The sequence below is a fragment of the Actinophytocola sp. genome, assembly GCF_009379765.1.
Classification (GTDB): Bacteria; Actinomycetota; Actinomycetes; order Mycobacteriales; family Pseudonocardiaceae; genus Actinophytocola.
In genome coordinates this window covers 1-21,965 of record NZ_WHTD01000140.1, presented here as the reverse complement: position 1 = coordinate 21,965, position 21,965 = coordinate 1, and the positions used below count along the sequence as shown (strand labels likewise).

Annotated in this window: 26 protein-coding genes and 2 pseudogenes; 13 read left to right on the top strand and 15 right to left on the bottom strand. The window is 71.2% G+C overall.

All coding sequences use genetic code 11. The annotated features are described in order from the left end of the window. The 3 genes from GEV28_RS32090 to GEV28_RS32080 form a co-directional block, all read left to right on the top strand. Nucleotides 1-834, top strand: an 834-nt coding sequence (locus GEV28_RS32090) for a hypothetical protein (RefSeq protein WP_291416325.1), incomplete at its 5' end; no start/stop codon positions are given. 29 nt (nucleotides 835-863) lie between these two features. Continuing rightward, entirely contained in the window at nucleotides 864-2,147 is a 1,284-nt protein-coding gene (locus GEV28_RS32085; protein WP_291416323.1) for a CBS domain-containing protein, read from the top strand. Beyond that, nucleotides 2,140-2,661 carry a DUF1003 domain-containing protein gene (locus GEV28_RS32080; protein ID WP_291416322.1) on the top strand — a complete coding sequence of 174 codons (522 nt, stop codon included), beginning with the start codon at nucleotides 2,140-2,142 and terminating at the stop codon, nucleotides 2,659-2,661. Before GEV28_RS32085 ends, GEV28_RS32080 begins: the two co-directional genes overlap by 8 nt. 1 nt (nucleotide 2,662) lies before the next feature. Here GEV28_RS32080 and GEV28_RS32075 read toward each other — a convergent pair whose 3' ends face one another. After that, on the bottom strand, nucleotides 2,663-3,115 hold the full coding sequence (locus tag GEV28_RS32075; protein WP_291416320.1) for a MarR family transcriptional regulator: 453 nt from the start codon (nucleotides 3,113-3,115) through the stop codon (nucleotides 2,663-2,665). Between the two features lie 92 nt (nucleotides 3,116-3,207). On the opposite strand from GEV28_RS32075, the pseudogene GEV28_RS32070 reads away from it, so the two are divergent. Then, nucleotides 3,208-4,352, top strand: a pseudogene (locus GEV28_RS32070) (Mrp/NBP35 family ATP-binding protein). Between the two features lie 19 nt (nucleotides 4,353-4,371). Here GEV28_RS32070 and GEV28_RS32065 read toward each other — a convergent pair. Further along, nucleotides 4,372-4,950, bottom strand: coding sequence for a TetR/AcrR family transcriptional regulator (locus GEV28_RS32065; RefSeq protein WP_291416317.1), 579 nt, complete (start codon nucleotides 4,948-4,950; stop codon nucleotides 4,372-4,374). Nucleotides 4,951-5,033: 83 nt separating this feature from the next. Here GEV28_RS32065 and GEV28_RS32060 point away from each other — a divergent pair, with 83 nt between their 5' ends. Beyond that, nucleotides 5,034-5,999, top strand: a complete 966-nt coding sequence (locus GEV28_RS32060; protein WP_367115239.1) for an FAD-dependent monooxygenase — start codon at nucleotides 5,034-5,036, stop codon at nucleotides 5,997-5,999. Next, a complete protein-coding gene (locus GEV28_RS42685; RefSeq protein ID WP_367115238.1) occupies nucleotides 5,953-6,258 on the top strand; it encodes a hypothetical protein in 306 nt (101 codons plus the stop codon). Before GEV28_RS32060 ends, GEV28_RS42685 begins: the two co-directional genes overlap by 47 nt. A gap of 80 nt (nucleotides 6,259-6,338) precedes the next feature. Here GEV28_RS42685 and tatB read toward each other — a convergent pair whose 3' ends face one another. From tatB to sigE, 4 genes are read right to left on the bottom strand one after another with little or no spacing between them, the layout of a single operon-like run. Continuing rightward, nucleotides 6,339-6,743, bottom strand: a complete 405-nt coding sequence (gene tatB / locus GEV28_RS32055; protein WP_291416315.1) for a Sec-independent protein translocase protein TatB — start codon at nucleotides 6,741-6,743, stop codon at nucleotides 6,339-6,341. 48 nt (nucleotides 6,744-6,791) lie between these two features. Beyond that, nucleotides 6,792-8,315 (bottom strand): trypsin-like peptidase domain-containing protein, encoded by a 1,524-nt coding sequence (locus GEV28_RS32050; protein WP_291416314.1) that lies wholly within the window; start codon nucleotides 8,313-8,315, stop codon nucleotides 6,792-6,794. A 48-nt stretch (nucleotides 8,316-8,363) separates the two neighbouring features. Then, entirely contained in the window at nucleotides 8,364-8,969 is a 606-nt protein-coding gene (locus GEV28_RS32045) for a zf-HC2 domain-containing protein (protein ID WP_291416313.1), read from the bottom strand. Further along, nucleotides 8,966-9,556, bottom strand: a complete 591-nt coding sequence (gene sigE / locus GEV28_RS32040) for an RNA polymerase sigma factor SigE (protein WP_291416327.1) — start codon at nucleotides 9,554-9,556, stop codon at nucleotides 8,966-8,968. The genes GEV28_RS32045 and sigE overlap by 4 nt, the downstream gene beginning before the upstream one ends. A 258-nt stretch (nucleotides 9,557-9,814) precedes the next feature. On the opposite strand from sigE, the gene GEV28_RS32035 reads away from it, so the two are divergent. Then, nucleotides 9,815-10,465 carry an O-methyltransferase gene (locus GEV28_RS32035; RefSeq protein ID WP_291416311.1) on the top strand — a complete coding sequence of 217 codons (651 nt, stop codon included), beginning with the start codon at nucleotides 9,815-9,817 and terminating at the stop codon, nucleotides 10,463-10,465. 17 nt (nucleotides 10,466-10,482) lie between these two features. Here GEV28_RS32035 and GEV28_RS32030 read toward each other — a convergent pair whose 3' ends face one another. Continuing rightward, a complete protein-coding gene (locus tag GEV28_RS32030; RefSeq protein ID WP_291416310.1) occupies nucleotides 10,483-10,713 on the bottom strand; it encodes a hypothetical protein in 231 nt (76 codons plus the stop codon). Between the two features lie 150 nt (nucleotides 10,714-10,863). Beyond that, nucleotides 10,864-12,081, bottom strand: coding sequence for a glucose-1-phosphate adenylyltransferase (glgC, locus tag GEV28_RS32025; RefSeq protein ID WP_291416309.1), 1,218 nt, complete (start codon nucleotides 12,079-12,081; stop codon nucleotides 10,864-10,866). A 162-nt stretch (nucleotides 12,082-12,243) separates the two neighbouring features. Here glgC and glgA point away from each other — a divergent pair, with 162 nt between their 5' ends. Together glgA and GEV28_RS32015 are read left to right on the top strand one after the other, a co-directional pair. Next, nucleotides 12,244-13,410, top strand: a complete 1,167-nt coding sequence (gene glgA / locus GEV28_RS32020; protein WP_291416308.1) for a glycogen synthase — start codon at nucleotides 12,244-12,246, stop codon at nucleotides 13,408-13,410. Between the two features lie 80 nt (nucleotides 13,411-13,490). Next, nucleotides 13,491-14,009, top strand: a complete 519-nt coding sequence (locus tag GEV28_RS32015) for a GtrA family protein (RefSeq protein WP_291416306.1) — start codon at nucleotides 13,491-13,493, stop codon at nucleotides 14,007-14,009. Here the strand turns inward: GEV28_RS32015 and GEV28_RS32010 are convergent. Further along, entirely contained in the window at nucleotides 13,931-15,436 is a 1,506-nt protein-coding gene (locus tag GEV28_RS32010; protein WP_291416305.1) for a M17 family metallopeptidase, read from the bottom strand. The genes GEV28_RS32015 and GEV28_RS32010 overlap by 79 nt on opposite strands. Nucleotides 15,437-15,510: 74 nt before the next feature. Next, entirely contained in the window at nucleotides 15,511-15,678 is a 168-nt protein-coding gene (locus GEV28_RS32005; protein ID WP_291416304.1) for a DUF3117 domain-containing protein, read from the bottom strand. Nucleotides 15,679-15,861: 183 nt separating this feature from the next. On the opposite strand from GEV28_RS32005, the gene GEV28_RS32000 reads away from it, so the two are divergent. After that, nucleotides 15,862-16,662 carry a PaaX family transcriptional regulator C-terminal domain-containing protein gene (locus tag GEV28_RS32000; protein ID WP_291416302.1) on the top strand — a complete coding sequence of 267 codons (801 nt, stop codon included), beginning with the start codon at nucleotides 15,862-15,864 and terminating at the stop codon, nucleotides 16,660-16,662. 20 nt (nucleotides 16,663-16,682) lie between these two features. Continuing rightward, nucleotides 16,683-17,468, top strand: coding sequence for an enoyl-CoA hydratase-related protein (locus tag GEV28_RS31995; RefSeq protein WP_291416300.1), 786 nt, complete (start codon nucleotides 16,683-16,685; stop codon nucleotides 17,466-17,468). Between the two features lie 21 nt (nucleotides 17,469-17,489). Here GEV28_RS31995 and GEV28_RS31990 read toward each other — a convergent pair whose 3' ends face one another. The 5 genes from GEV28_RS31990 to GEV28_RS31970 all read right to left on the bottom strand — a co-directional run bounded on the left by GEV28_RS31990 (nucleotide 17,490) and on the right by GEV28_RS31970 (nucleotide 20,415). Further along, nucleotides 17,490-17,837: a DoxX family protein gene (locus GEV28_RS31990; protein ID WP_291416298.1), complete on the bottom strand. Its 348-nt coding sequence runs from the start codon at nucleotides 17,835-17,837 to the stop codon at nucleotides 17,490-17,492. 101 nt (nucleotides 17,838-17,938) lie between these two features. Next, nucleotides 17,939-18,148 (bottom strand): exodeoxyribonuclease VII small subunit, encoded by a 210-nt coding sequence (locus GEV28_RS31985; protein WP_291416296.1) that lies wholly within the window; start codon nucleotides 18,146-18,148, stop codon nucleotides 17,939-17,941. Continuing rightward, the gene (locus GEV28_RS31980) at nucleotides 18,145-18,582 is read right to left on the bottom strand and encodes a sugar ABC transporter substrate-binding protein (RefSeq protein WP_291416294.1); all 438 of its coding nucleotides are present in this window, start codon (nucleotides 18,580-18,582) and stop codon (nucleotides 18,145-18,147) included. The genes GEV28_RS31985 and GEV28_RS31980 overlap by 4 nt, the downstream gene beginning before the upstream one ends. Next, entirely contained in the window at nucleotides 18,563-19,822 is a 1,260-nt protein-coding gene (gene xseA / locus GEV28_RS31975; protein WP_291416292.1) for an exodeoxyribonuclease VII large subunit, read from the bottom strand. Before xseA ends, GEV28_RS31980 begins: the two co-directional genes overlap by 20 nt. After that, nucleotides 19,819-20,415 (bottom strand): lipid droplet-associated protein, encoded by a 597-nt coding sequence (locus tag GEV28_RS31970; protein ID WP_291416290.1) that lies wholly within the window; start codon nucleotides 20,413-20,415, stop codon nucleotides 19,819-19,821. The genes xseA and GEV28_RS31970 overlap by 4 nt, the downstream gene beginning before the upstream one ends. A 65-nt stretch (nucleotides 20,416-20,480) precedes the next feature. Here GEV28_RS31970 and GEV28_RS31965 point away from each other — a divergent pair, with 65 nt between their 5' ends. Together GEV28_RS31965 and GEV28_RS31960 are read left to right on the top strand one after the other, a co-directional pair. Continuing rightward, nucleotides 20,481-21,434 (top strand): 4-hydroxy-3-methylbut-2-enyl diphosphate reductase, encoded by a 954-nt coding sequence (locus GEV28_RS31965; protein ID WP_291416287.1) that lies wholly within the window; start codon nucleotides 20,481-20,483, stop codon nucleotides 21,432-21,434. A 164-nt stretch (nucleotides 21,435-21,598) separates the two neighbouring features. Beyond that, nucleotides 21,599-21,965: pseudogene (locus tag GEV28_RS31960) on the top strand (hypothetical protein); the annotation flags it as partial.

Genomic DNA, 21,965 nt, shown 5'->3' with positions numbered 1-21,965 from the left:
CTCGCCGGGGGCGGCGCCACCACCGTCGCGGCCGGTGGTTCGGTCGCCGGTGGGGTGGCCGCCGCCGTTGCCGCGAAGGTGGCGGCTGTCGTGATCGCCGTCGCGGTGGTCGTCGGGGCCACGGTGATCGTCGTCGGGGTCAACGGGGACGGGCCACCCGTCGCCGAAGCACAGGCGCTCAGCGTCGACACCCAGACCGTCCGAACCAGCTACGACGACGTCATCCTGAACGTCTCCGCGCAGGTCGTCCAGGTGTCCGGGCATCCGAACGGCACGGTGCAGCAGCGGATCAACGACGCCCTCCGCTCCTCCGTCGACGACGAGATCAACCAGCTGCGCGAGAGCATCGCCGCAACCCGTGAGCTCACGGCGGGCCACCCGCAGCAGAACGCCCCGTTCAACCTCGCCACCAGGGCCGAGATCACCTTGCGCAACAACGACTTCGTGTCCGTCCACTACGACCACCGGGTGCGCTCGGACCTGATCACCAACAGCGACTGGAGCACGGCGACCGCCACGACGGTGGACCTGCACACCGGTGCGGCCCTCGCCGCGGACGCGATCTTCACCGACGCCGTCGACCTGACCGAGGTCGCCCGAGCCCTCGACCACGACGGCGGCGTCTGCGGGATGCCGGGCCGGCTGTCCTTCACCAGGAGCGATCTCGGCGACGTCGTCCGGATCGGGTTCACCCGAAACGCCATCGAGTTCACCCTCGAGCTGCCCCGGATCGCGGGCTTCGCGAACGCGTGCGGCATCCCGACCATCGCGGTGCCGTACGGCGAGATCGACGGCCTCGACAAGAACCTCGTCGCGAAGCTCACCGCCGGGTGATTTGCTGGCCGAACGGCTAGCCTGACGCCGTGGGCTCCTCGAGCAGGGTGTTCGTCGCGCAACTGGTGGGCCTGCCGGTTTTCGGGCCGGACGGCGAGTCCATCGGCAAGATCCGCGACGTCGTCGCCTCGCTGCGCACCGACCGGCAGGCGCCGCGGGTGCTCGGCGCCGTCGTGGAGCTCGCGACCCGGCGGCGGATCTTCGTGCCCATGCTGCGGGTCACCTCGATCGACGCCTCGGCGGTCACGCTCGCCACCGGTTCGGTCAACCTGCGCCGGTTCCACCAACGGCCCAACGAGGTGCTCGTCGTCGGCCAGCTGCTCGACGCGCACGTGTCGATCACGGACACCGACGTGACCGCGGTCGTCGTCGACACCGCGATGGAGCCCACCCGCACCCGCGACTGGGTGCTCGGCCGGGTCGCCGTCCAGCAGCGCACCGGCCGGCTCAGCCGCCGCGGCCCGATCCAGGTGCTGCGCTGGGAGGAGATCCGCGGGCCCGGCGTCACCGACCTCTCCTCCACCCCGCAGGGCACGGACCAGCTGCTCGCCGTCTTCGACACGATGCGGGCCGCCGACGTCGCTGCCGCGCTCCGGGACCTGCCGGCCAAGCGCCGCTTCGAGGTGGCCGACGGCCTGGACGACGACCGACTCGCGGACGTGTTCGAGGAGCTGCCCGAGAACGACCAGAAGGACCTGCTCGCCCACCTCGACGAGGAGCGCGCGGCCGACATCCTCGAAGCGATGGACCCCGACGACGCCGCCGACCTGCTCGCCGTGCTGCCCGAGTTCGACCAGGACCGGCTGCTCGAGCTGATGGAGTCCGAGGAGTCCGACCCGGTGCGCCGGCTGCTCGCCTACTCCGCCGACACGGCGGGTGGGCTGATGACGCCGGAGCCGATCGTGCTGAGCCCGGACGCGACGATCGCCGAGGCGCTCGCGATGGTCCGCAACCCCGACATCACGCCGGCGCTGGCCAGCATGGTGTTCGTGTGCCGGCCGCCGTCGGCCACGCCGACCGGTCGCTACATCGGCTGCGTGCACCTGCAGCGGCTGCTGCGCGAACCACCGTCACAGCTGGTGGCCGGGGCCATCGACGCCGAGCTGGCCCGGCTGCCACCGGACGCGTCGCTCACCGACGTCACCCGGTACTTCGCCGCCTACGACCTGGTGTGCGCGCCCGTCGTGGACGACACCGAACACCTGGTCGGTGCGGTGACCGTCGACGACGTGCTGGACCACCTGCTGCCCGCGGGCTGGCGCGAGGGTGGCCCGTGGGAGCCGGTGACGGAAGGCGAGACCGCCGATGCCTGACCTGCATGCCCGACGCCGGCTGGACCAGCCGCGCTCGCCCCGCCGGCTGCGGCTGTCGTGGGACCCGGAGGCGTTCGGCCGGCTCTCCGAGCGACTCGCCAGGTTCCTCGGCACGGGGAAGTTCCTGTTCTGGCAGACGCTGCTGGTGTTCGTGTGGATCACGCTCAACCTGGTCGCGGTGTCGCTGCGCTGGGACCCGTACCCGTTCATCCTGCTCAACCTGGCGTTCTCCACGCAGGCCGCATACGCGGCGCCGTTGATCCTGCTGGCCCAGAACCGCCAGGACGACCGCGACCGGGTGTCGCTGGAGGAGGACCGGGCACGCGCGGCGCAGACCAAGGAGGACACCGAGTACCTGGCCCGCGAGCTGGCGGCCCTGCGCCTGGCGATCGGCGAGGTGGCCACTCGCGACTACCTGCGCGGCGAGCTCGACCGACTGCGCAGGGACCTCAACCCGAGGCCACGGCTGACGGCCGAGTCGATCCGCGACGACCCCCGCTGGGTGGACGGCTGAGCTACTCCGCGAGTCGGGAACACATCTCGCCGAACCCGGCCAGCTCCTCGGCATCGAAATGGTCGATGAAGTGCCGGACCACGCCGGCCAGGTGCGTGCGCGCGGCCGAGCGCAACGTGTCGACGCCCTTTGTTGTGAGTACCGCCACAACGCCACGACCGTCGCCGGTGAAGCGCTCGCGGGTGACCATGCCGGCCACCTCGAGTCGATCCACCAGCCGGGTGACACCCGATCGGGACAGCAGGACGGCGTCGGCGAGCTCGGCCATCCGCAGCCGCCGGCCAGGAGCCTCTGCGAGCTGAACCAACACGTCATACCCACCGAGGGACAGTGGATGCTCAGCGACGAGCTCGGTCTCGAGGACGCGTACCAGTCGCGCGTGCGCCCGGAGGAACGAGCGCCACGCGTCGAGCTCATTCCCGGTCGGCCTCCGGGTCACGGCTGGCTCCGCCACGATCGTGATGTTACGGAATGCGTGTGTTCGAGCGCATGACAACGGATGCGGTCACCGGTCCGGAGGTAGTGGAGTGCCCGTAGCATGAATGTGTGACGACCAGCGAGCCAACTCAGGTTCCCGACGTCGACGCTGTGCGTGCGGCGCTTTCCGGCGTGCAGGACCCGGAGATCCACAAGCCGATCACCGATCTCGGCATGGTCAAGGACGTGACCATCGGCGAGAACGGCACCGTTCACGTGGAGATCTTCCTGACGGTCTCCGGCTGTCCACTTCGGGACAAGATCACCCGCGACGTCACGGCTGCGGTGTCGGCCGTCGACGGAGTGCGGCATGTCACGGTCGATTTGGACGTGATGAGCGACCAGCAACGCACCGATCTCCGCCGCAAGCTCCGCGGCGATGCCGAGGAACCACGTATCCCGTTCGCCGAGCCAGGATCACTGACCCGGGTCTACTGCGTCGCATCCGGTAAGGGCGGGGTCGGCAAGTCGAGCCTCACGGTCAACCTCGCGGTGGCCATGGCCGCCCGCGGGCTCTCGGTCGGCGTGGTCGACGCCGACATCTACGGCCACTCGGTCCCTCGAATGCTGGGCGCCCACGGCAAGCCGACCCGCGTGGAGAAGATGATCCTCCCGCCCGAGGCCCACGGCGTGAAGGTCATCTCCATCGGCATGTTCACTCCCGGCAACACACCCGTGGTGTGGCGCGGACCCATGCTGCACCGCGCGCTGCAGCAGTTCCTCGCCGAGGTGTTCTGGGGCGACCTCGACGTGCTGCTGCTCGACCTCCCTCCCGGCACCGGTGACATCGCCATCTCGGTGGCCCAGCTGATCCCGAATGCTGAGATCCTTGTGGTGACGACCCCGCAGCAGGCCGCGGCCGAGGTGGCCGAGCGCGCTGGCGCGATCTCCCTGCAGACCCGCCAGCGGGTGGCCGGCGTGATCGAGAACATGTCCTGGCTCGAGCTGCCCGACGGCTCTCGATGGAGCCGTTCGGCTCCGGCGGCGGCGCGGACGTGGCCGAGTCGCTGTCGAAGACGATCGGCGCCGAGGTGCCACTGCTCGGTCAGGTGCCGCTCGACCCGCGCCTGCGCGAGTCGGGGGACAACGGCACGCCGCTGGTGACGTCGGAGCCAGACGCCGAGGCATCGAAGGTGCTGACCGCCATCGCGACCCGGTTGTCGACCCGCGCACGTGGCCTGTCGGGCCGAATGCTGTCGGTCTCCCCCGCCTGATCCGCTCGTTCTGACTCGTTCAGTCCCTGGGCGGCATGAGGTCAGGGGCGATCAACCGCACGGCCTCGAGCAGGTCGGCGCCGGACGGCACGCTCTCCGGGTCGCCCAGGTACTGGGCGGCCAGCCCGCCTAATAAGGCCTGGTAGAGCGCGCCTACCTTGATCGCCTCGTCGTCGTCCTCCGTGACGACGCCGAACATGTCGGCGAGCGCGATCCGGGCCTGCCGGGTGTCCTCCGCGAACGACATGCGTAGGTCGGGCTCCCGCTCCAGGATGGCGAGCAGCTCGAACTGGACGGCCCACAGCTTGGCCGACCGCTGGAACGACTCGATGGCCTTGGACCAGATGGCCGCGAACCGGTCGGCGGTCCGATCGGTGGGGAAGTCGCTGGTCATGATGGCCCCGACCTCGTTCCCCCACTTCTCCAGCGCCTCCCGCAAGGCCTCCTTGAGCAGCGCCTCCTTCGAGCCGAAGTGATAGCCGATGCCGGCGAGGCTCACACCGGACCGCGAGGCGATGTCCCGCGCGGTGGTGCGCGCGTAGCCCTTCTCGTACAGGCACTCCTCGGCACCGGTGAGGAGGTCTTCTCGGTTTCCCATGAGCTCACCGTACCATCGTCTGACACAGACGTGTGAGACGGAGGTCTTGCACATATGTCTGACACGCCTGTACTGTCGGTCTCATGAGAAACGCGAACATTCTGATCTCCGGCGCCGGCATCGCCGGGACCGCGCTGGCCCACTGGTTGCACCACAACGGCTTCACGCCAACCGTGGTGGAGCGCGCGCCCGAGGTACGCGAGGGCGGTTACAAGATCGACATCCGGGGTGCGGCGCTCACCGTCGTCGAGCGCATGGGCCTGCTCGACGAGATCCGCCGACTGCGCACGGACGTGCGAGGCGCGTCGGTGGTCGACGCCACCGGCCGCCGGGTGGCGAGCATGGACGGCGACATGTTCGGCGGTCGCGAGCACGACGACGCCGAGATCATGCGTGGCGACCTCAACCGGCTGCTCCACGACCTGACCAAGAACGAGGTCGAGTACCTGTTCGACGACTCCATCGCCTCGCTGACCTCGTTATCCGACGGCGTGGAGGTCACCTTCGCCAGCGGCGCGAAGCGGCGGTTCGACCTGGTGATCGGCGCGGACGGGCTGCACTCGAACACCCGCGCGGCGGCCTTCGGCGACGAGTCGAGGTACGTGCGGGACCTCGGCTACCACGTGTCGATCTTCAGCGTGCCGAACCACCTCGAGCTCGACCGCTGGGAGCTCACCTATGTCGGCCCTGGCCGGACGGCACTCACGTACAGCACCGCGCGGGACACCGGCGCGAAGGCGATGTTCTTGTTCGAGACGGGGATGCAGCGGTTCGACCACCGTGACCAGGCACTGCAGCAACGCACGCTGGCCGACGCGTATGCCGGCGAGGGCTGGGAGATCCCGCGGCTGCTGGACGGCATGGCTGACGCGCCCGACTTCTACCTCGACTCGCTGAGCCAGGTGCACATGGACAGCTGGGTCGACGGGTCGGGTCGCGCTGGTGGGCGATGCCGCGTACGCCGCGTCGGCGGCGTCCGGGCAGGGCACGAGCCTCGCGCTGGTGGGTGCGTTCGTACTGGCCGGCGAGCTGGCCGCGGCCGAGGGTGACTTCGAGGCGGCGTTCGCGGGGTACGAGGAGCGGATGCGGCCGTTCGTGGCGCGGAACCAGGCGCTGGGTCCGGCAAACATCAAGCGGATGGTGATCCGGAGCAAGGGTCAGGTCCGGATGTCGATGATCATGATGCGGCTGATGGCGAGGACACCGGGCAGGGAGCGACTGCTCGCGAAGGTCATGGCCCCGATTCAGCGGGCGGCCACGGCGATCTCGTTGGAGAGCTACCGACCGCCAGAGTCGGCTGATGGCTGAGGGGATCCGGCCTGGCGGCCATCTCGCGGTCGGGTCGGCCGTGCGTCGGTCAGGTGGGCGTCGGTCAGGTGGGCGTCGGGTCAGGTGGCGTCGGGGTCGAAGGGTGCCTTCTCGCCCGTTCCTGTGGTGGCGTCGCCCGGGGTGGGGTCCTCGCGCTTGGCGGGGGCCGGTGGGGGCGGCGTGTGGCCGTTGGGCTTGCTGTGGCCGTTCCCCGAGTCGACGTCCTCGAAGAGGTGCTTCGTCACCGCTCGGCGGGGGTCGAAGTTGCGGAGCTGCTGCAGGTCCTGGAGGGGCTTGCGGAGCTCGTCGAAGTCGTCGCCCATCTCGGAGCGGAGTTGTTCTCTCGCGCCGGTGGCGTACTCGCGGACCTTGCGCACGTTACGGCCCAACCACGCCGCCGCCGAGGGCAGGCGCTCAGGCCCCAGGATGAACAAGCCGGCCACGACGATGATGAGGATCTCGCCCCAGCCGATGCTGTCGAACACTGTGGCCTACCTCCGCCGCGCGTACCTCTACGAGTCCAGCGTAGCCAATCAATCCGACTGGAGGGTCACTTGAACCGTGAGCTCACGGCCGTCCCTCGCCAGCACGACCGCAACGGTCTCGCCGGCCTTGTGCTTGCGCACCGCGATGATCAGTTCTGCGGCGTTGGCCACATCTCGGTCGCCGACCTTGGTGATGACGTCGCCCTGCTCGATACCGGCCTTGCCGGCCGCGCCGCCGTCCTTCACGTTCTGGACCCGGGCGCCGTCAGCGGTGTCCGCGGACACGGAGGCGGCGTTGACCCCCAGGTCGGCGTGGTTGACCTTGCCGTCGCGGATCAGCGCCTCGGCGATGGCGCGTGCGTCGTCGATCGGGATGGCGTAGCCGAGGCCGACGCTGCCGGAGTTGGCGTCCGTCGTCGCGATGGCCGAGTTGACGCCGACCAGGGCGCCGGTGGAATCCACGAGCGGGCCACCCGAGTTGCCTCGGTTGATCGGTGCGTCGGTCTGGATGGCGTCGTAGATCGCCGGCTCGCCGTCCTCCTCGCCGGCCGCCACCGGGCGGTGCAGGGCACTGACGATGCCCTGCGTCACCGTGTCGGTGAGGCCGAGGGGCGAGCCGATAGCGATGACCGAGTCGCCGACCTCGAGGTCCGACGAGCTACCCAGCTGCAGCACCGTCGGGTTGGGCACGTCGACCTTGATGACCGCCAGGTCGGTCTTCGGGTCCGTGCCGACCAGGGCCGCCTTGACACGGGTGCCGTCGTTGAAGACCGCGGTGATCTGCTGGCCCTCCTCGGCCGCACCGCCGAGGGTGACCACGTGCTCGTTGGTGAGGATGTAGCCGGAGCTGTCGATGACCGCACCGGAACCGAAGCCGCCGCCCTGCTCGACCTTGACCTCGATCGACACGACCGCGGGCCGGACCCGGCGCGCGATGTCGGCCACCGAGCCGGCCGGACGCTCCTTGCCCGGTGTGACCTCGGCGAGCGTGACGTCGCTGTGCAGCGAGTCGCCACTGCGCGCCAGGAACCAGCCGGCCACTCCACCGGCCCCGCCGACCAGCAGCGCGACCAGCGCGAGCGTGAGCAGCGCAGTGACCTTGACCCGGCGCCCGAAGATCAGCTCCGGCAAGCTCAGCAGCTGACCGGCGGGCCGGCTCTTGGCTGTCTTGCCGTCGTCGAGCTTCGCGTCCTCGGCGCCCAGCGCGGGCGGACCGATGACCGCGCCGGCGGCGGGATCGCGCCACGGGTCACCGGCGGCCTCGTCGTCCCACGGGTCGACGCCGTTCGGCGCGTCGTCGGAGGGTGGGCGTTGCAGAACCTCGGTGGCACCGGGCGGCCGGCCGAACGCGCTGGCCAGCGACTCGGGCGCGGGCGGGGCGACCTTCATCTCGCCGAACACCGACCGCGCGGCGGGGGCTCCGCCGGGCGGGGGCGAGAACGCCCCGTCGACCCCTGCCGGACGGCCGAACACCGCCGCGCTGGAGGGATCCACCTGCGGGCGGTGCAACGGTCGAGGACCGAGGCGAGGACGTTCGGCGCCGTTCGACTCGGGGGTTACCTGGTCGTTCATCGGTCGCCAGCCTGCCTGATCACCGGTGAAGTTGGCGTAGCGGTCGGGTCAGCGGCCGGCGGTGCGCAGCACATAGCCCGCCTGCTGAACGCTGTCCGCTCCCGCGACGGTGGGACGGTTGGCATCCGGCGGTGTCTGCGTCTTGGGCTGGTCGCTGCCGCTGCCCGTGGTGACCAGCGCGAGCGCACCGAGCACGAGGCCCGACACGACGACACCGGCGCCTTGGGCGGCACGGCGGCCAGGACGACGGCCGAGGACCGACCGGCCCTCACCGAGCTTGGCGGACGAGCCGAGTGGCGCGCTGGAACCAAAAGGGGCCGAGCTCGCTGGCATCTGATCGGGCTTCTGGACGACGACCAGCTGGCCGTCGTCGGTCATGGCGAGACCGTCGGGCGTGGCCGGCATCTCGACCTGCTGTGGGATGGCCCGCAGCGTGGCGAGCAGCGCCGCCGGGACCGACGGCATGTCAGCCGACTGGACCGCGGATGCCGCCTGCCGCTGCGCGACGATCTCAGCCGCGCAGTACGTGCACCTGACCATGTGGGAGGCCGCCCGGTCGTGCGCCGTCGCCGACAGCTCGCCGTCGACGAACGCCACCACCGCGTCCGGCAGAAGATGCTGTTCGGACAGACCCCAACCGCGCTCGTCGGTCACGACCGACCCTCCGATACCAGTTCCCTGCGCCGCTCGAGCGACGCGCGCAAAGCCTGTCGCCCGCGGTGGATCCTGCTTCGAACAGTACCCAACTTCACGCCGAGGGTGGCGCCGATCTCCTCGTAGGACAGCCCCTCGACGTCACAGAGCACGACCGCGGCGCGGAAATCGGGAGGCAGCTCGTCCAGGGCGGCCTGCAGGTCGGGATCGAGATGTGTCTCGACGTAGACCTGCTCGGGGCTCGGGTCGTCGCCCGCGAGCCGGTCGGTGTCCTCGGGCAGGCCTTCCATGCGCAGCCGCGAGCGGCGGCGGGCCATGTCGAGGAAGAGGTTGGTGGTGATGCGGTGGAGCCAGCCCTCGAACGTGCCGGGCTTGTAGTTGGCGAGCGAGCGGAACACGCGGATGAAGGTCTCCTGGGTGAGGTCTTCCGCGTCGTGCGCGTTGCCGGTGAGGCGGTAGGCGAGCCGGTAGACGCGGTCGGCGTGTTCCCGCACGACCTCGTCCCAAGACGGCGGGGTCCAGTTGGACTCGTCCAGCTGCACCGGTTGCGCCTCGGCCACCGCCGAGCCTGTCGACTGGGTGTGCATCGGGCGGGTAGCCACCTCCTCGGGACTGTCAGCCCCACTGCCACTCTCAACGCCGATACTGCTCATCGTGTTCCCACCCTCGCCCGGTGCGGTCCCGGGTCCCCTTGGATACCGCTGTCGGTCCCCGTCAACGTGAATGATGCGGGGCCTCGATGTGAACGTAGTGAGAGTCGCCTGAGAGGCGCCTGAGAAATGCCCGGGCACCGCTTGAGGCCGCGTTCACCCGATTCCGGCCAGACAACGCTAACCTCACACTCCGTGGCATCCGATACGCCGACGATCGACTCGGACGCGCTCACCGCGTACGTCGAGGGCTACCTCACAGAGGACGACGCCCTCGCCTCGGCCCGTGCGCAGGGCGTCGAGCTGGGTTGTGCGCCGATCTCGCCCGGCAGCGGGGCGGCGCTGCGGTTCCTGACCACCGCGCTGCGGGCGAAGGCGGTGGTCGAGATCGGGACCGGCGCCGGGGTCAGCGGGCTCTACCTGCTCCGCGGCATGGCCCCCGACGGCGTGCTGACCTCGATCGACGTGGAGCCGGAGCACCAGGCGGCGGCCAAGCGGGCGTTCACCGACGCGGGGGTGCCGCCTGGTCGCGCCCGGCTGATCATGGGCCGGGCGCTCGACGTGCTGCCCCGGCTGACCGAGGAGGCCTACGACCTCCTGTACGTCGACGCCGCGAAGGCGGAGTACCCGACCTACCACGAGCAGGGCGTGCGGCTGCTGCGTCCGGGCGGGGTGATCGCCTTCGACAGCGTCCTGTGGTCCGGCCGGGTGGCGAACCCGGCGCGCCGGGACGCCGAGACGGTCGCGCTACGGGAGGTCGCGCGAGCCGTGCGCGAGGACGACCGGCTGGTCCCGGTCCTGCTGCCGCTGGGCGACGGCCTGCTCGTGGCCGCGAAGGCGCATTAGCCCCCTACCGAGGGACACTAGCTCTCCGAGGCGACGAACCCGCCCACGCACAGTGCCGCGGTGAGCCCGAGCAGCACGGTCACCCACCCGCCGGCGCCCCAGTTCGCCTCGCCGGACCACCAGCCCCAGAACGCGCTCGCGATCAGGCCGAACGGGAAGAACACCAGCAGCCCGCCGGCGATCCCGGCACCCAGCTTCATGCCGCTCCACCAGTGCGACTTGCGGCCGGTGCCGCCGACCTGGCTCATCTGCCACACCGCCCGGTACGGGTCGATCCCCGGGCCAGGAGGGTCCGGCGAACCCGGCGGAGGCGGCGGCGGTGACGGCGGAGGCTCCATACGTCGACGGTAAGTGCCCGCGCCGCCGCGGAACAGCGAAACCGCCGAAACCGGGTGGATCTACTCGACCCGCTCGCCCTTCCCCAGCACCACGACACCGCCAGGGCTCACCGTGTACCGCTCGCGGTCCGCGGACAGGTCGACACCGATCTGCGCGCCGTCCTCGACCGTGATGTTCTTGTCCAGGATCGCGCGCCGCACCACCGCCCCCTTGCCGACCCGCACGCCCGGCAGCAGGACGCTGCCCTCCACCGAGGCGCCGTCCTCGATCAGCACGTCCGCGCTGATCACGGACTCGCGCACGGACGCGCCGGAGACGATCGACCCCGGGCCGACCATCGACTCGACAGCCGAGCCGGAGTTGACGAACTTGGCGGGCGGCAGCGGCGGCGTGGCCGTGCGGATGGGCCAGCGGTGGTTGTACAGGTTGAACACCGGGTGCACGGACACGAGGTCCTGGTGCGAGTCGTAGTACGCGTCGAGCGTCCCGACGTCACGCCAGTAGCCGCGGTCGCGCTCGGTGGCGCCGGGGACCTCGTTGTCGTCGAAGTCGTAGACCATCGCGCCGCCGTCGTGGACCAGCATCGGGATGATGTCGCCGCCCATGTCGTGCATCGACTCGGGGTTGGCCGCGTCCGCGCGCAGCGCCTCGAGCAGCACGTCGGTGCGGAACACGTAGTTGCCCATGGACGCGAACGTCACGTCCGGGTCGTCCGGCACGTGCGGCGGCTCGGCGGGCTTCTCAAGGAACCGGGTGATCCGCCCGTGCCGGTCGGAGTCGATGCAGCCGAACGCCTTGGCTTCGGCGCGCGGCACCCGGATCCCGGCCACGGTCACGCCCGCGCCGGACTCGACGTGGTTCTCCACCATCTGGGACGGGTCCATCCGGTACACGTGGTCGGCGCCGAACACGACGATCTGGTCCGGCCGCTCGTCGTACACGAGGTTGAGCGACTGGAAGATCGCATCCGCGCTGCCGGTGTACCACCGGGGGCCGAGCCGCTGCTGCGCCGGCACCGGGGTGATGTACTGCCCGAGCACGCTGGACAACCGCCACGTCGTGGAGATGTGCCGGTCCAGCGAGTGCGACTTGTACTGGGTCAGCACACACAACCGGTGGTAGCCGGCGTTGACGAGGTTGGACAGGACGAAGTCGATCAGCCGGTAGTTGCCACCGAACGGGACCGCCGGCTTGGCCCGGTCCGCCGTCAGCGGCCACAACCGTTTTCCCTCACCACCGGCGAGCACGATGGCGAGCACGTGCGGCAGGCCCTTCACGACTCGCCCTCGCAGGCTCGGTCGAGCCGCTCGCGGTCGCACTGTGTTGAACGGTTCGCTCGCAAGCTCGCTGATAGGGCGCCCTGTGTTGATGGTTCGCTCGCAAGCTCGCTCACGGGCTGACCTTAACCGCGCGGAGCCGGCCGGGCTACCGTGACAAGCGTGCGTATCGGGCTGTTAACCCGCGAGTTTCCGCCGGAGGTGTACGGCGGCGCGGGAGTTCACGTCGAGTTCCTCGTGCCGCGGCTGCGCGCGCTCGTCGACGTGGACGTGCACGCGTTCGGCGCGCCGCGCTCGGGTGAGGGCGTGCACTCGCACGAGCCGGCCCCCGGGCTGGAACACGCCAACCAGGCACTGCGCACGCTGTCGGCGGACCTGTCGATCGCCGGCGCGGTCGACGGCGTCGACCTGGTCCACTCGCACACCTGGTACGCCAACTTCGCCGGGCATCTCGCCAAGGTGCTGTACGGCATCCCGCACGTGGTCACCGCACACTCGCTCGAGCCGCGCCGGCCGTGGAAGGCCGAGCAGCTCGGCGGCGGCTACCGGCTCTCCTCGTGGGTGGAGAAGACCTGCTACGAGGCCGCCGACGCGGTCATCGCGGTCAGCTCGGGCATGCGGGCCGACGTGCTCGACTGCTACCCCGAGCTCGACCCGGACCGGGTGAAGGTGGTGCGCAACGGCATCGACTCGGCCGCCTACCACCCGGTCACCGAGGACGACGCGCTGCGCCACTACGGCGTCGACCCGGACCGGCCGATCGTCGTGTTCGTCGGGCGGATCACCCGGCAGAAGGGCGTCGGCCACCTGATCGCCGCGGCGCACCAGATCGACCCGGCGGCCCAGCTCGTGCTGTGCGCGGGCGCGCCGGACACCCCGGAGATCGCCAAGGAGACGCGGGCCGCGGTGTCCGAGCTCGCGGCCGCCCGGGCCGGGGTGATCTGGATCCAGAAGATGCTCCAGCCGGCGGAGGTTCGCCAGCTGCTCAGCCATGCGACGGTGTTCGTCTGCCCGTCGGTGTACGAGCCGCTCGGCATCGTCAACCTGGAGGCCATGGCGTGCGGCACCGCGGTCGTCGCGTCCGATGTCGGGGGCATCCCTGAGGTGGTCGCGGAGGGTGACACCGGGCTGCTGGTGCACTACGACGCGTCGGACGAGTCGGCCTTTCGGGTGGGACTTGCCGACAAGGTCAACGATCTGCTGGCCGATCCGGACCGGGCGCGGCGGATGGGGGTCGCCGGCCGGGAGCGGGCCGAGCGCGAGTTCTCCTGGGCCAGCGCGGCCGAGCGGACCGTCGAGGTGTACCGGTCGGTCATGGATCGACCCTGAGTGGACCCCGGGTGAAGTCCGGTCGATATCCGGGTGGTTCCTGAGAGCGCGTTCAGCCATCGGCTACTAACTTTGCCGTTGTGGCGACAACAACCCTGGTCAGCGGCCCGTTCCGGATAAGGCTGGCGCGGTTCACGGTGGCGTCCGCGATCGCCACCGGGATCAGCCAGCTGGTGCTGCTCACCGTCTTCTGGGTCGGCTGGACCGACGCGACCGCGGCCAGCACGCTCGCCTTCCTGGTCGGCTCGGTGCCGCACTTCCTGATGGTCCGCTACTGGGCCTGGCGCGACACCGACCCTGGCCGGCTGCGCCACCAGCTGACCACGTACTTCACGGTCACGCTCATCGGCGGCATCGCGTCGATCGCGCTCACCACGGTCACCGACTGGTTGCTCGGCCCGCTCGTGGTCGACCAGGGCTGGCGCGCGCTGATGCTCACGCTGAGCTACCTCGCCGCCAGCGGTCCCGTGTTCCTCATCAAGTTCGCCCTGTTCGACCGAGCCTTCGCGAGCCGCCGCACTCAGCGCGCGTACGACGCCACCAGCTCGACCAGGGTCCGGGCCGCGAACCCGGTCGCCCCGGCGGTCACCTCGTCGTAGTTGCGCTCGGCCCGAGCCGGACCCGCGATGTCCAGGTGCGCCCAGGGCAGCCCGGCGGTGAACTCCCGCAGGAACATCGCCGCCGCGATCCCCCCCGGCCCCGGCGGGCACTGCCGGACGTCGGCGATGTCGCTGCGCACGGCCTCGGCGAACTCGTCGCCCACCGTGCCGGTGTCCGACGACAGCGGCATCCGCCACCAGCGCTCGCCCACCTGCTCACCGGCCGCGCGCACCCGGTCGAACACCGCGTCCCGCGACGCGAACACGCCGCCGGTGCGCAGGCCGAGCGACACCTTCATGGCGCCGGTGAGCGTGGCCACGTCGACGACCAGGTCCGGCGCGAGCCGCTCGGTGGCGTAGGCCAGCGCGTCCGCCAGCACCATCCGGCCCTCTGCGTCGGTGTTGGTGACCTCGGTGGTCCGCCCGCCGTAGTGCCGCACGATGTCGCCGGGGCGGTAGGCCGTCCCGGACATGTGGTTCTCCGCGCACGGCACCAGGCCGGTCACCCGCACGTCCGGCCCGAGGCGGGCGATCGCACCGACCGCGGCGATCACCGCGGCGCCGCCGGACATGTCGGTGCGCATCAGGTGCATGCCGTCGGCGCGCTTGATCGAGATGCCGCCGGTGTCGAACGTGATGCCCTTGCCGACGAGCACCACGTGCGGCGCACCGCGGCGACCCCAGGTGAGCTCGACGAGCCGGGGCGGCCGGGTGGAGCCGCCACCGACCGCGAGCACGCCGCCGAAGCCGTGCCCGGCGAGCCAGTGGTGGTCGCGCACGGTTGCCCCGACACCCGGCAGGCGGCCCGTGGTCCGGGTCGCCATGCGCGCGAGCCACGCCGGGTCCTTGATGTTGGACGGGGTGTTCGCCAGGTCGCGGGCGAGCGACGTGGCCTGGGCCAGCACCGCGGCTCGGCGCGCGGCGGCGACGAGCAGGTCCGCGTCGCCGCTCGCCACGAGCCGGATCGTGCGCACCCGCGGCGGCTCGGGCTCGCCGCTGACGACGTAGCCGTAGCCGCCGAGACGCAGCCCGCACACGAGCTCCGCGACCTGGTCGGGGCCCGCGTCGGCCGGCAGCTCGAGCTGTACGGTTCGCTCCGCCGCACGGCCGGCGTCGATGTCGCTCGCGATCCGCGCGTTGAGTGCCCTGGTCAGCGCGGCACCCGCGGTGCGCCACTGGCCGGGTTCTCCCGCCCCGATCCCGGCGACCCACCGCACCGCCGAGCCGACCGGTCCGGGTTGGACCTCGCCGGCCTTGCCGGTGAGCGCGACCGCGCTCATCCACTCACCGGTGAGCTCCGCCTCCCGCGCGGCCGGTGTCGGTGTCGGGTCCCCGGAGCGACACAGCACGGCGAGCGGCGTGGCCCGCCGTGCGGTGGTGCTGACCTCTACCTCAGGGAGTGCCGTCGGTAATGCGGGTACCGACATGGGCAACGGTCCTCCAGACTCGACGAAGCGCTAGCCGGCGCTTTCCACTCTGCCCTCCACACTGGACCGCCGGTTCAGCCTGCTGCGACCTTCAACGCGTCCCCCAGGGCACCGGCCTCCTCTGCCGACATCTCGACGACGAGGCGCCCACCACCCTCGAGTGGGACGCGCATCACGATGCCCCGACCCTCCTTGGTCACCTCGAGGGGACCGTCACCGGTCCGGGGCTTCATGGCCGCCATAGCGTGCTCCCTCCGTCATAGCCTGCCTGCTTCGGCCGGGCCGACCGGGCCGAAGACGGTGACATTCTCCCCTATGGCATCTCGCCGGTGAAATCGAACCGATCAACTGCGTGTCGATGACCGGCCGTTATGCATCGGAACCCACTGGCGCAGGCCCGCACTCGGCTGAGAGACTCGAAAATCGTGCGAGCCCGGTCCGCGCTGTTCGACGTGTACGGCAGCTACCTCAGAGCGCGAGGTGGCTCGGCCGCCATCGCCGCGTTGGTGCGCCTGCTCGAGCCGCTCGGGTTCGAGGCGCCCGCCATTCGCACCGCGGTGTCCAGAATGGTGCGTCAGGACTGGCTGCGCCCGGTGCGCCTCGCCGACGGGCCCGGGTACGCCCTGACCAGGCGCGCCGAGCGCAGGCTCGATGAGGCGGCTATGCGCATCTATCGCACGAATCCCTCCACTTGGGATGGTCGGTGGCAGGTGCTCGTGCTGGAGGAGCTGCCGACCCGCAGCGCGCGCGAGCGGCTCGACTCGTCGCTGCGGCTGCTCGGCTACGGCCCGCTCGGACCCACGACGTGGGTCGCGCCCCGACCGTCGGCGGAGCTCACCGAGATCCTCGGCGCGGAGGGGCTGGCCGGCCGCGCGTTCTACGGCGAGCACGACGGCGACGACGCGGGCCTGGCCGCGCGGGCATGGGACCTGGACTCGCTCGGCGCCGACTACGCGACGTTCGTGACCGAGTGGCTACCCAGAGTGTCCGTAGTGGACGGTTCGGTGCCGGCCGAGGCGTTCGCCGCGTCGCAGCAGCTGCTGCACGCGTGGCGCAGGTTCCTGTTCCGCGATCCGGGGCTGCCGGCGTCGCTGCTGCCGGCGGACTGGCCGGGCGCCGATGCGGCGCTCTTCTTCGACCGCGAGACCGCGCGGCTCGCGCCGGCCGCCGAGGCCTTCCTCTCCGACTGTCTCAACCGAGGTACGCGCACGAGGTCCACCGCCTGAACATCTGGAGGTAGAACGTCTTGGCAGCACTGCTGGTCGACGACCGCGACGGGGTCCGCACGCTGACCCTGAACCGGCCGGAGGCGTTCAACTCGCTGACCGTCGAGCTCAAGGAGCTGCTGCTGGCCGCGCTCACCGATGCCGCCGGCTCGTCCGACATCCGCGCGGTCGTGCTCACCGGGGCCGGGAAGGCGTTCTGCGCCGGGCAGGACCTGAACGAGCACGTGGCGGCGCTGCGGTCGGACGACCCGGCCCCGTTCCGGACGGTCGCCGAGCACTACAACCCGATCGTCCGGGCGCTGACCGGGATGCCGAAGCCGGTGATCGCCGCGGTGAACGGGATGGCCGCCGGCGCGGGGGCGTCGTTCGCCTACGCGTGCGACCTGCGGGTGGCCGGCGAGTCGACGAAGTTCCTGATGGCCTTCGCGACGATCGGCCTGACCGCCGACTCGGGTGCCTCGTGGACCCTGCCGCGCTTGATCGGCTACGGGCGCGCGATGGAGATGATGCTGCTGGCGAAACCGGTGACCGCGCCGGACGCGCTGTCGCTGGGCATGGTGACGTCGGTGGTCCCCGACGCCGAGGTGCTGTCCACCGCGGTCGAGCTGGCGTCGCGGATGGCCGCCGGGCCGACCACGGGCTACGGCAAGATCAAGGAGGCGCTGCTCACCGGCGCCGGCGCGGACCTGGAGGCCGCGCTGGAGTGCGAGGGCGCCGGCCAGACCGTGCTGGGCGCGACGGCCGACCACCGCGAGGCGGTGGCGGCGTTCGTGGAGAAGCGCACCCCGACCTTCACCGGCCGCTGAACCGTACCGCGCCGGCGGCGCTCAGGCGGCGAACCCCAGCACCAGCGAACCGACCACCGGCGCCACGTACAGCAGCGGGAACGGGATGTGCGAGTACCAGCGCGCCCGGACCACGGTCATGACGGCTCCGGTGAAATACAGCACAAGGGCGATCCCGGCCACGACGCCGATGATCGGCACGAACAGGCCGACCAGCAGACCTGCGGCCCCGGCGGCCTTGGCCGAACCGAGCCACGGCAACCACGAGCTGGGGATGCCGTAGTCGGCCAGGGGCTGCACGACCCACTTGGCGCGCAAAAACACGGAGCCGGCCGAGAAGGCCACCATGGCGGCTCCCACGATGGTGACGACGATGTAGCTGGTAGTCATCGGAAATGCTCCTCACACCCGCCGGGGCGTCTCTAGTTCGTCACTGACTCGACCCCGCGCGGCACGCGGGTGTGACAGGACGGGGCGGCGGGTGTTCCGGGTTACTTCCGGTCCTCCGACTCCGCGGTCGCCAGGGCCGACTCGATGCGTTCGCGGGCGCCGGCCAGGTGCTGGTCGCACATCTTGGCCAGGGCCTCGCCGCGTTCCCACAGAGCCAGCGAGTCCTCGAGGGACAGTCCACCGGCCTCCAGCTTGGCGACCACCTCGGCCAGCTGGTCCCGGGCCTGCTCGTAGTCCAGCTCCTCGGTCACTGCGCCGGGGTCTCCAATCGACTGTGCGAGTTCACCAGAACGGCGGCCACCGCCTGGTCGTACCCGACGAACGCCTCGGCGAAGTCGGCGCCGTCGCGTTCGTCCACGGCCTCTTCGATTCTGGCCAGGGCGCTCGCCACGCGCTCGCGGTGCTGGGAACCTCGGCCGAACCACCAGCGGGTGCCGGCGTAGACCGATGTCGTCTCCGTCAGCTCGCGGAGGCGGTTCGGCAGGGCCCGTCTGCCGGGCGCGTCGCAGCCCGCGCACAGGGCGGCCCAGCATTCCGCCGCGGCGGCGTCCGCGCGCCGGGCTCGGTCTCGCACCAGCTCCGCCGTCGCGCGTAACGCGGGGGTGTGGGCCGCGGCCCGCGCGACCGCGAAGGTCGCGTTGATGGTCAGCGGCAGGAAGGTCGGTTCACGCTCCAGTCTCGGCACCGCTACCTCCAGTCGCGCTCGTCACCCCAGACACCGTCGCGTGCACCGCGCCGTCCGAGACGCGCACCCGGAGCAGGGTCCCTTCCGGCGCCTCTGCCGTCGAGCGGAGCACATGCGGGCCACCGTCCTGGTCCACCCGCTGCACGACCGCATACCCGCGGGCAAGCGTGGCGGCTGGTCCCAACGTCGTCAAGCGCGCTTTCGTGTGGTCCAACGCCGACCGCTCGTTCACCACCCGACTCACCACGGCCCGGCGTGATCGCTCGGCAAGGGCACTGACCTGCGCACTTCGCTGCTCCAGCGGGGTGATGGGGTCGGCGAGCACGGGCCGGCTGCGCAGCGCGTCGAGCAAGCGGCGCTCACGATCCACCCAACCGTGGAGCGCGCGGCGGGCGCGGTCGCGCAGCTGGCGGACCCGCGCGGACTCCTCGCCGATGTCGGGCACCACCCGCTTGCCCGCGTCGGTCGGCGTCGAGCAGCGGACGTCGGCCACGTGGTCGAGCAGCGGCGTGTCCTGTTCATGCCCGATCGCGGACAGGACCGGCGTGCGGCAGTCGGCGACCGCGCGGCACAGCGTCTCGTCGGAGAACGGCAGCAGGTCCTCGACGCTGCCGCCGCCGCGGGCGATCACGATCACCTGGACGTTCTTGTCCCTGTCCAAAGCGGACAGTGCGTCGATGAGCTGCGGCACCGCGAGCGCGCCCTGCACGGCAACGTTCTCCACGCGGAAGCGCACCGACGGCCAGCGCGCCCGGGCGTTGGTCAGCACGTCCTTCTCGGCGGCCGACGCGCGGCCGGTGACCAGGCCGACCGTGTGCGGCAGGAACGGTGGCCTGCGCTTGCGCCGCGGGTCGAAGATCCCTTCGGCGGCAAGGAGCTTGCGCAGCCGCTCGATGCGCGCCAGCAGCTCGCCGATGCCGACCGCGCGAATCTCGTCGGCGCGCAGGCTCAGTGTGCCGCGGCCGATGAAGAACGCCGGTCGCGCGTGGACGATCACCCGGGTGCCGTCGGACAACGGCTGCTCGCGAAGGAGCGCCGTGGCGCAGGTGACGGTCATCGACACGTCGGCGGCGGGGTCGCGCAGGGTGAGGAACGCGGTGCCGGTGCCGGGGCGGTTGGATATCTGGGTCACCTGGCCCTCGACCCAGATGTCGCCGAGCCGGTTGATCCAGTCCGCGATCTTGCGCGCCACCGTCCGCACCGGCCATGGCCGCTCTGGGCTGGTGGAAGGTTCGGTCACTGCTGGTCGCGCACCGTCGCGATGCGGCGGGTCAGCATGCCCACGAACGACGGGCGGTTGGCGTTCGCGCGCTCGTGGTCCAGCAGCTCGGCGAGTTCCGTCACGGAGAAGCGGCGCAGCCGGGCACGCAGCTGCGGCAAGGACAGCTCGTCGTAGTTCTCGACCTCGGCGACACCCTGTTCTTGCTGGTGGGCCTCGGTCTCCTCGGCCAGCGCGCGCTCTTCCATCACCCACGGGTCGGCATGGAAACCGTTGCGTTGCTCGGGTTCCGACGCTAACTCGACCTCGGCGTCGTCGACCTGGTCGAAGGCGGACGGCTTGCTGAGGTCGTAGCGGTCGCCGTCGTTGTCGAGGTCCTCGTCGAAGGTGGCCCACTCCGGGGTCTCCTCGACCGGGCGCAGACCGGCGAGTACCTCGTCACCACGGATGGCCAGCTCGGTGACCTGCTGCTGCACGCGCATCGAAACCTGCAACGCCTGGCTCGCCACGGTGACCGGCAGGCCGGCGATCTTGGCGGGGAGGGTGCGGGCTTGCTCCACGGCGGTGACGGCGAGCCCGGCCGCGACGCGCACGGGGAGCGGAAGAGACTTCATGGCGTCTACCCTGCCGCAGTCCGGCCGATCTGCCTACTGACGAGTCCGGTACGTACGCTGGGTTCATGACCAAGCGAGTTCTGCTGGCCAAACCGCGTGGCTACTGCGCCGGTGTCGACCGGGCGGTGGTGACCGTCGAGAAGGCCCTCGAGACCTACGGGCCACCCGTGTACGTGCGCAAGGAGATCGTCCACAACAAGCACGTGGTCGAGACGCTCAGTGAGCGCGGCGCGATCTTCGTCGACGAGGCCGACGAGGTGCCCGAAGGCGCGCTGGTCGTGTTCTCCGCGCACGGTGTCGCGCCTGCGGTGCACGAGCAAGCCGCCTCGCGGAGCCTGCGGACGATCGACGCGACGTGCCCGCTTGTCACCAAGGTCCACCAGGAGGCCAAGCGGTTCGCCCGCGACGACTACGACATCCTGCTGATCGGTCACGAGGGGCACGAGGAGGTCGAGGGGACGGCCGGCGAGGCGCCTTCGCACATCCAGCTCGTGGACAAGCCGGAGGACGTGGATCGCGTCACCGTCCGGGATCCGTCCAAGGTCGTGTGGCTCTCGCAGACGACGCTGTCGGTGGACGAGACCATGGAGCGGGTGAACCAGCTGAAGGGCCGGTTCCCGGAGCTGCAGGACCCGCCCTCGGACGACATCTGCTACGCCACGCAGAACCGCCAGGTCGCGGTGAAGGCAATGGCCGCGGAGTGTGACCTGGTGCTGGTGGTCGGCTCGACGAACTCGTCCAACTCGAAGCGCCTGGTCGAGGTCGCGCTGCAGGCCGGCGCTTCGTCGGCCTACCTCGTGGACTACGCCCGAGAGGTCGACCCGGCCTGGCTCGACGGCGTCTCGACGGTTGGGGTGACCAGCGGCGCGTCGGTGCCGGACGTGCTGGTGATGGACCTGCTCGCCTGGCTCGCCGACCGCGGGTGGGCCGACGTGCAAGAGGTGACGACGGCGAACGAGAAGGTGGCGTTCGCGCTGCCGCGGGAGCTGCGGAAGGCGCTCAAGGAAGGCGTCCGGTAGCTGCCGCTGCGCTCGACCGACCCGCGTCGCCCTTCGGGGAGGCGCGGGTCTTTCTTCGAGACGGCGAGGCCGGGGCAGCTCGAGCACGGCAGCTCGGGCACCGTTCGCGGGTTCTGAATGTTGGACTCGCGGGTTCTGAATGTTGGACGCGCGGGTCCTGGGGGTTGGACTCGCGGGTTCTGGGGTCAGCGGTCCGGGTCTGGGGGGCGGCGGCGGGGCTGGCGGGACCGGGGGGTGTCGCGGTCGCCGGGGTCTCGGCGGGCAGGGGAGCCTCGGTCGTCGCGGCGGGGGCGGGGGTCTGCGCCGGGGTCTCGGCGGCGCGGGGGTGGCTCGCCGTCGCGGGGGCGGCCTCGGCCGCCACCACGGTGCCCGCGGGCGGGTCGGTCTTCGCGGTCACCGCGGGCGGGTCGGTCTTCGCGGTTGCCTCGGGGAGTGCCGGGGTCTCGGCCGCCCTCGCGGCGGGGGTCGCGGGACTGGCGGTTGCGCAGGCCCCGGCGGGGCTCCGCGCCGGCGGCGTCCGGGTCGGCCTCG

Coding starts and splice junctions, on each gene's coding strand:
- GEV28_RS32080 (WP_291416322.1), top strand. CDS start 2,140: ATGCCTGACCTGCATGCCCGACGCCGGCTGGACCAGCCGCGCTCGCCC.
- GEV28_RS32065 (WP_291416317.1), bottom strand. CDS start 4,950: ATGGGAAACCGAGAAGACCTCCTCACCGGTGCCGAGGAGTGCCTGTAC.
- GEV28_RS32060 (WP_367115239.1), top strand. CDS start 5,034: ATGAGAAACGCGAACATTCTGATCTCCGGCGCCGGCATCGCCGGGACC.
- GEV28_RS32050 (WP_291416314.1), bottom strand. CDS start 8,315: ATGAACGACCAGGTAACCCCCGAGTCGAACGGCGCCGAACGTCCTCGC.
- sigE (WP_291416327.1), bottom strand. CDS start 9,556: ATGCACACCCAGTCGACAGGCTCGGCGGTGGCCGAGGCGCAACCGGTG.
- GEV28_RS32030 (WP_291416310.1), bottom strand. CDS start 10,713: ATGAGCCAGGTCGGCGGCACCGGCCGCAAGTCGCACTGGTGGAGCGGC.
- GEV28_RS32010 (WP_291416305.1), bottom strand. CDS start 15,436: ATGTCGGTACCCGCATTACCGACGGCACTCCCTGAGGTAGAGGTCAGC.
- GEV28_RS32005 (WP_291416304.1), bottom strand. CDS start 15,678: ATGGCGGCCATGAAGCCCCGGACCGGTGACGGTCCCCTCGAGGTGACC.
- GEV28_RS31990 (WP_291416298.1), bottom strand. CDS start 17,837: ATGACTACCAGCTACATCGTCGTCACCATCGTGGGAGCCGCCATGGTG.
- GEV28_RS31970 (WP_291416290.1), bottom strand. CDS start 20,415: ATGAAGTCTCTTCCGCTCCCCGTGCGCGTCGCGGCCGGGCTCGCCGTC.
- GEV28_RS31965 (WP_291416287.1), top strand. CDS start 20,481: ATGACCAAGCGAGTTCTGCTGGCCAAACCGCGTGGCTACTGCGCCGGT.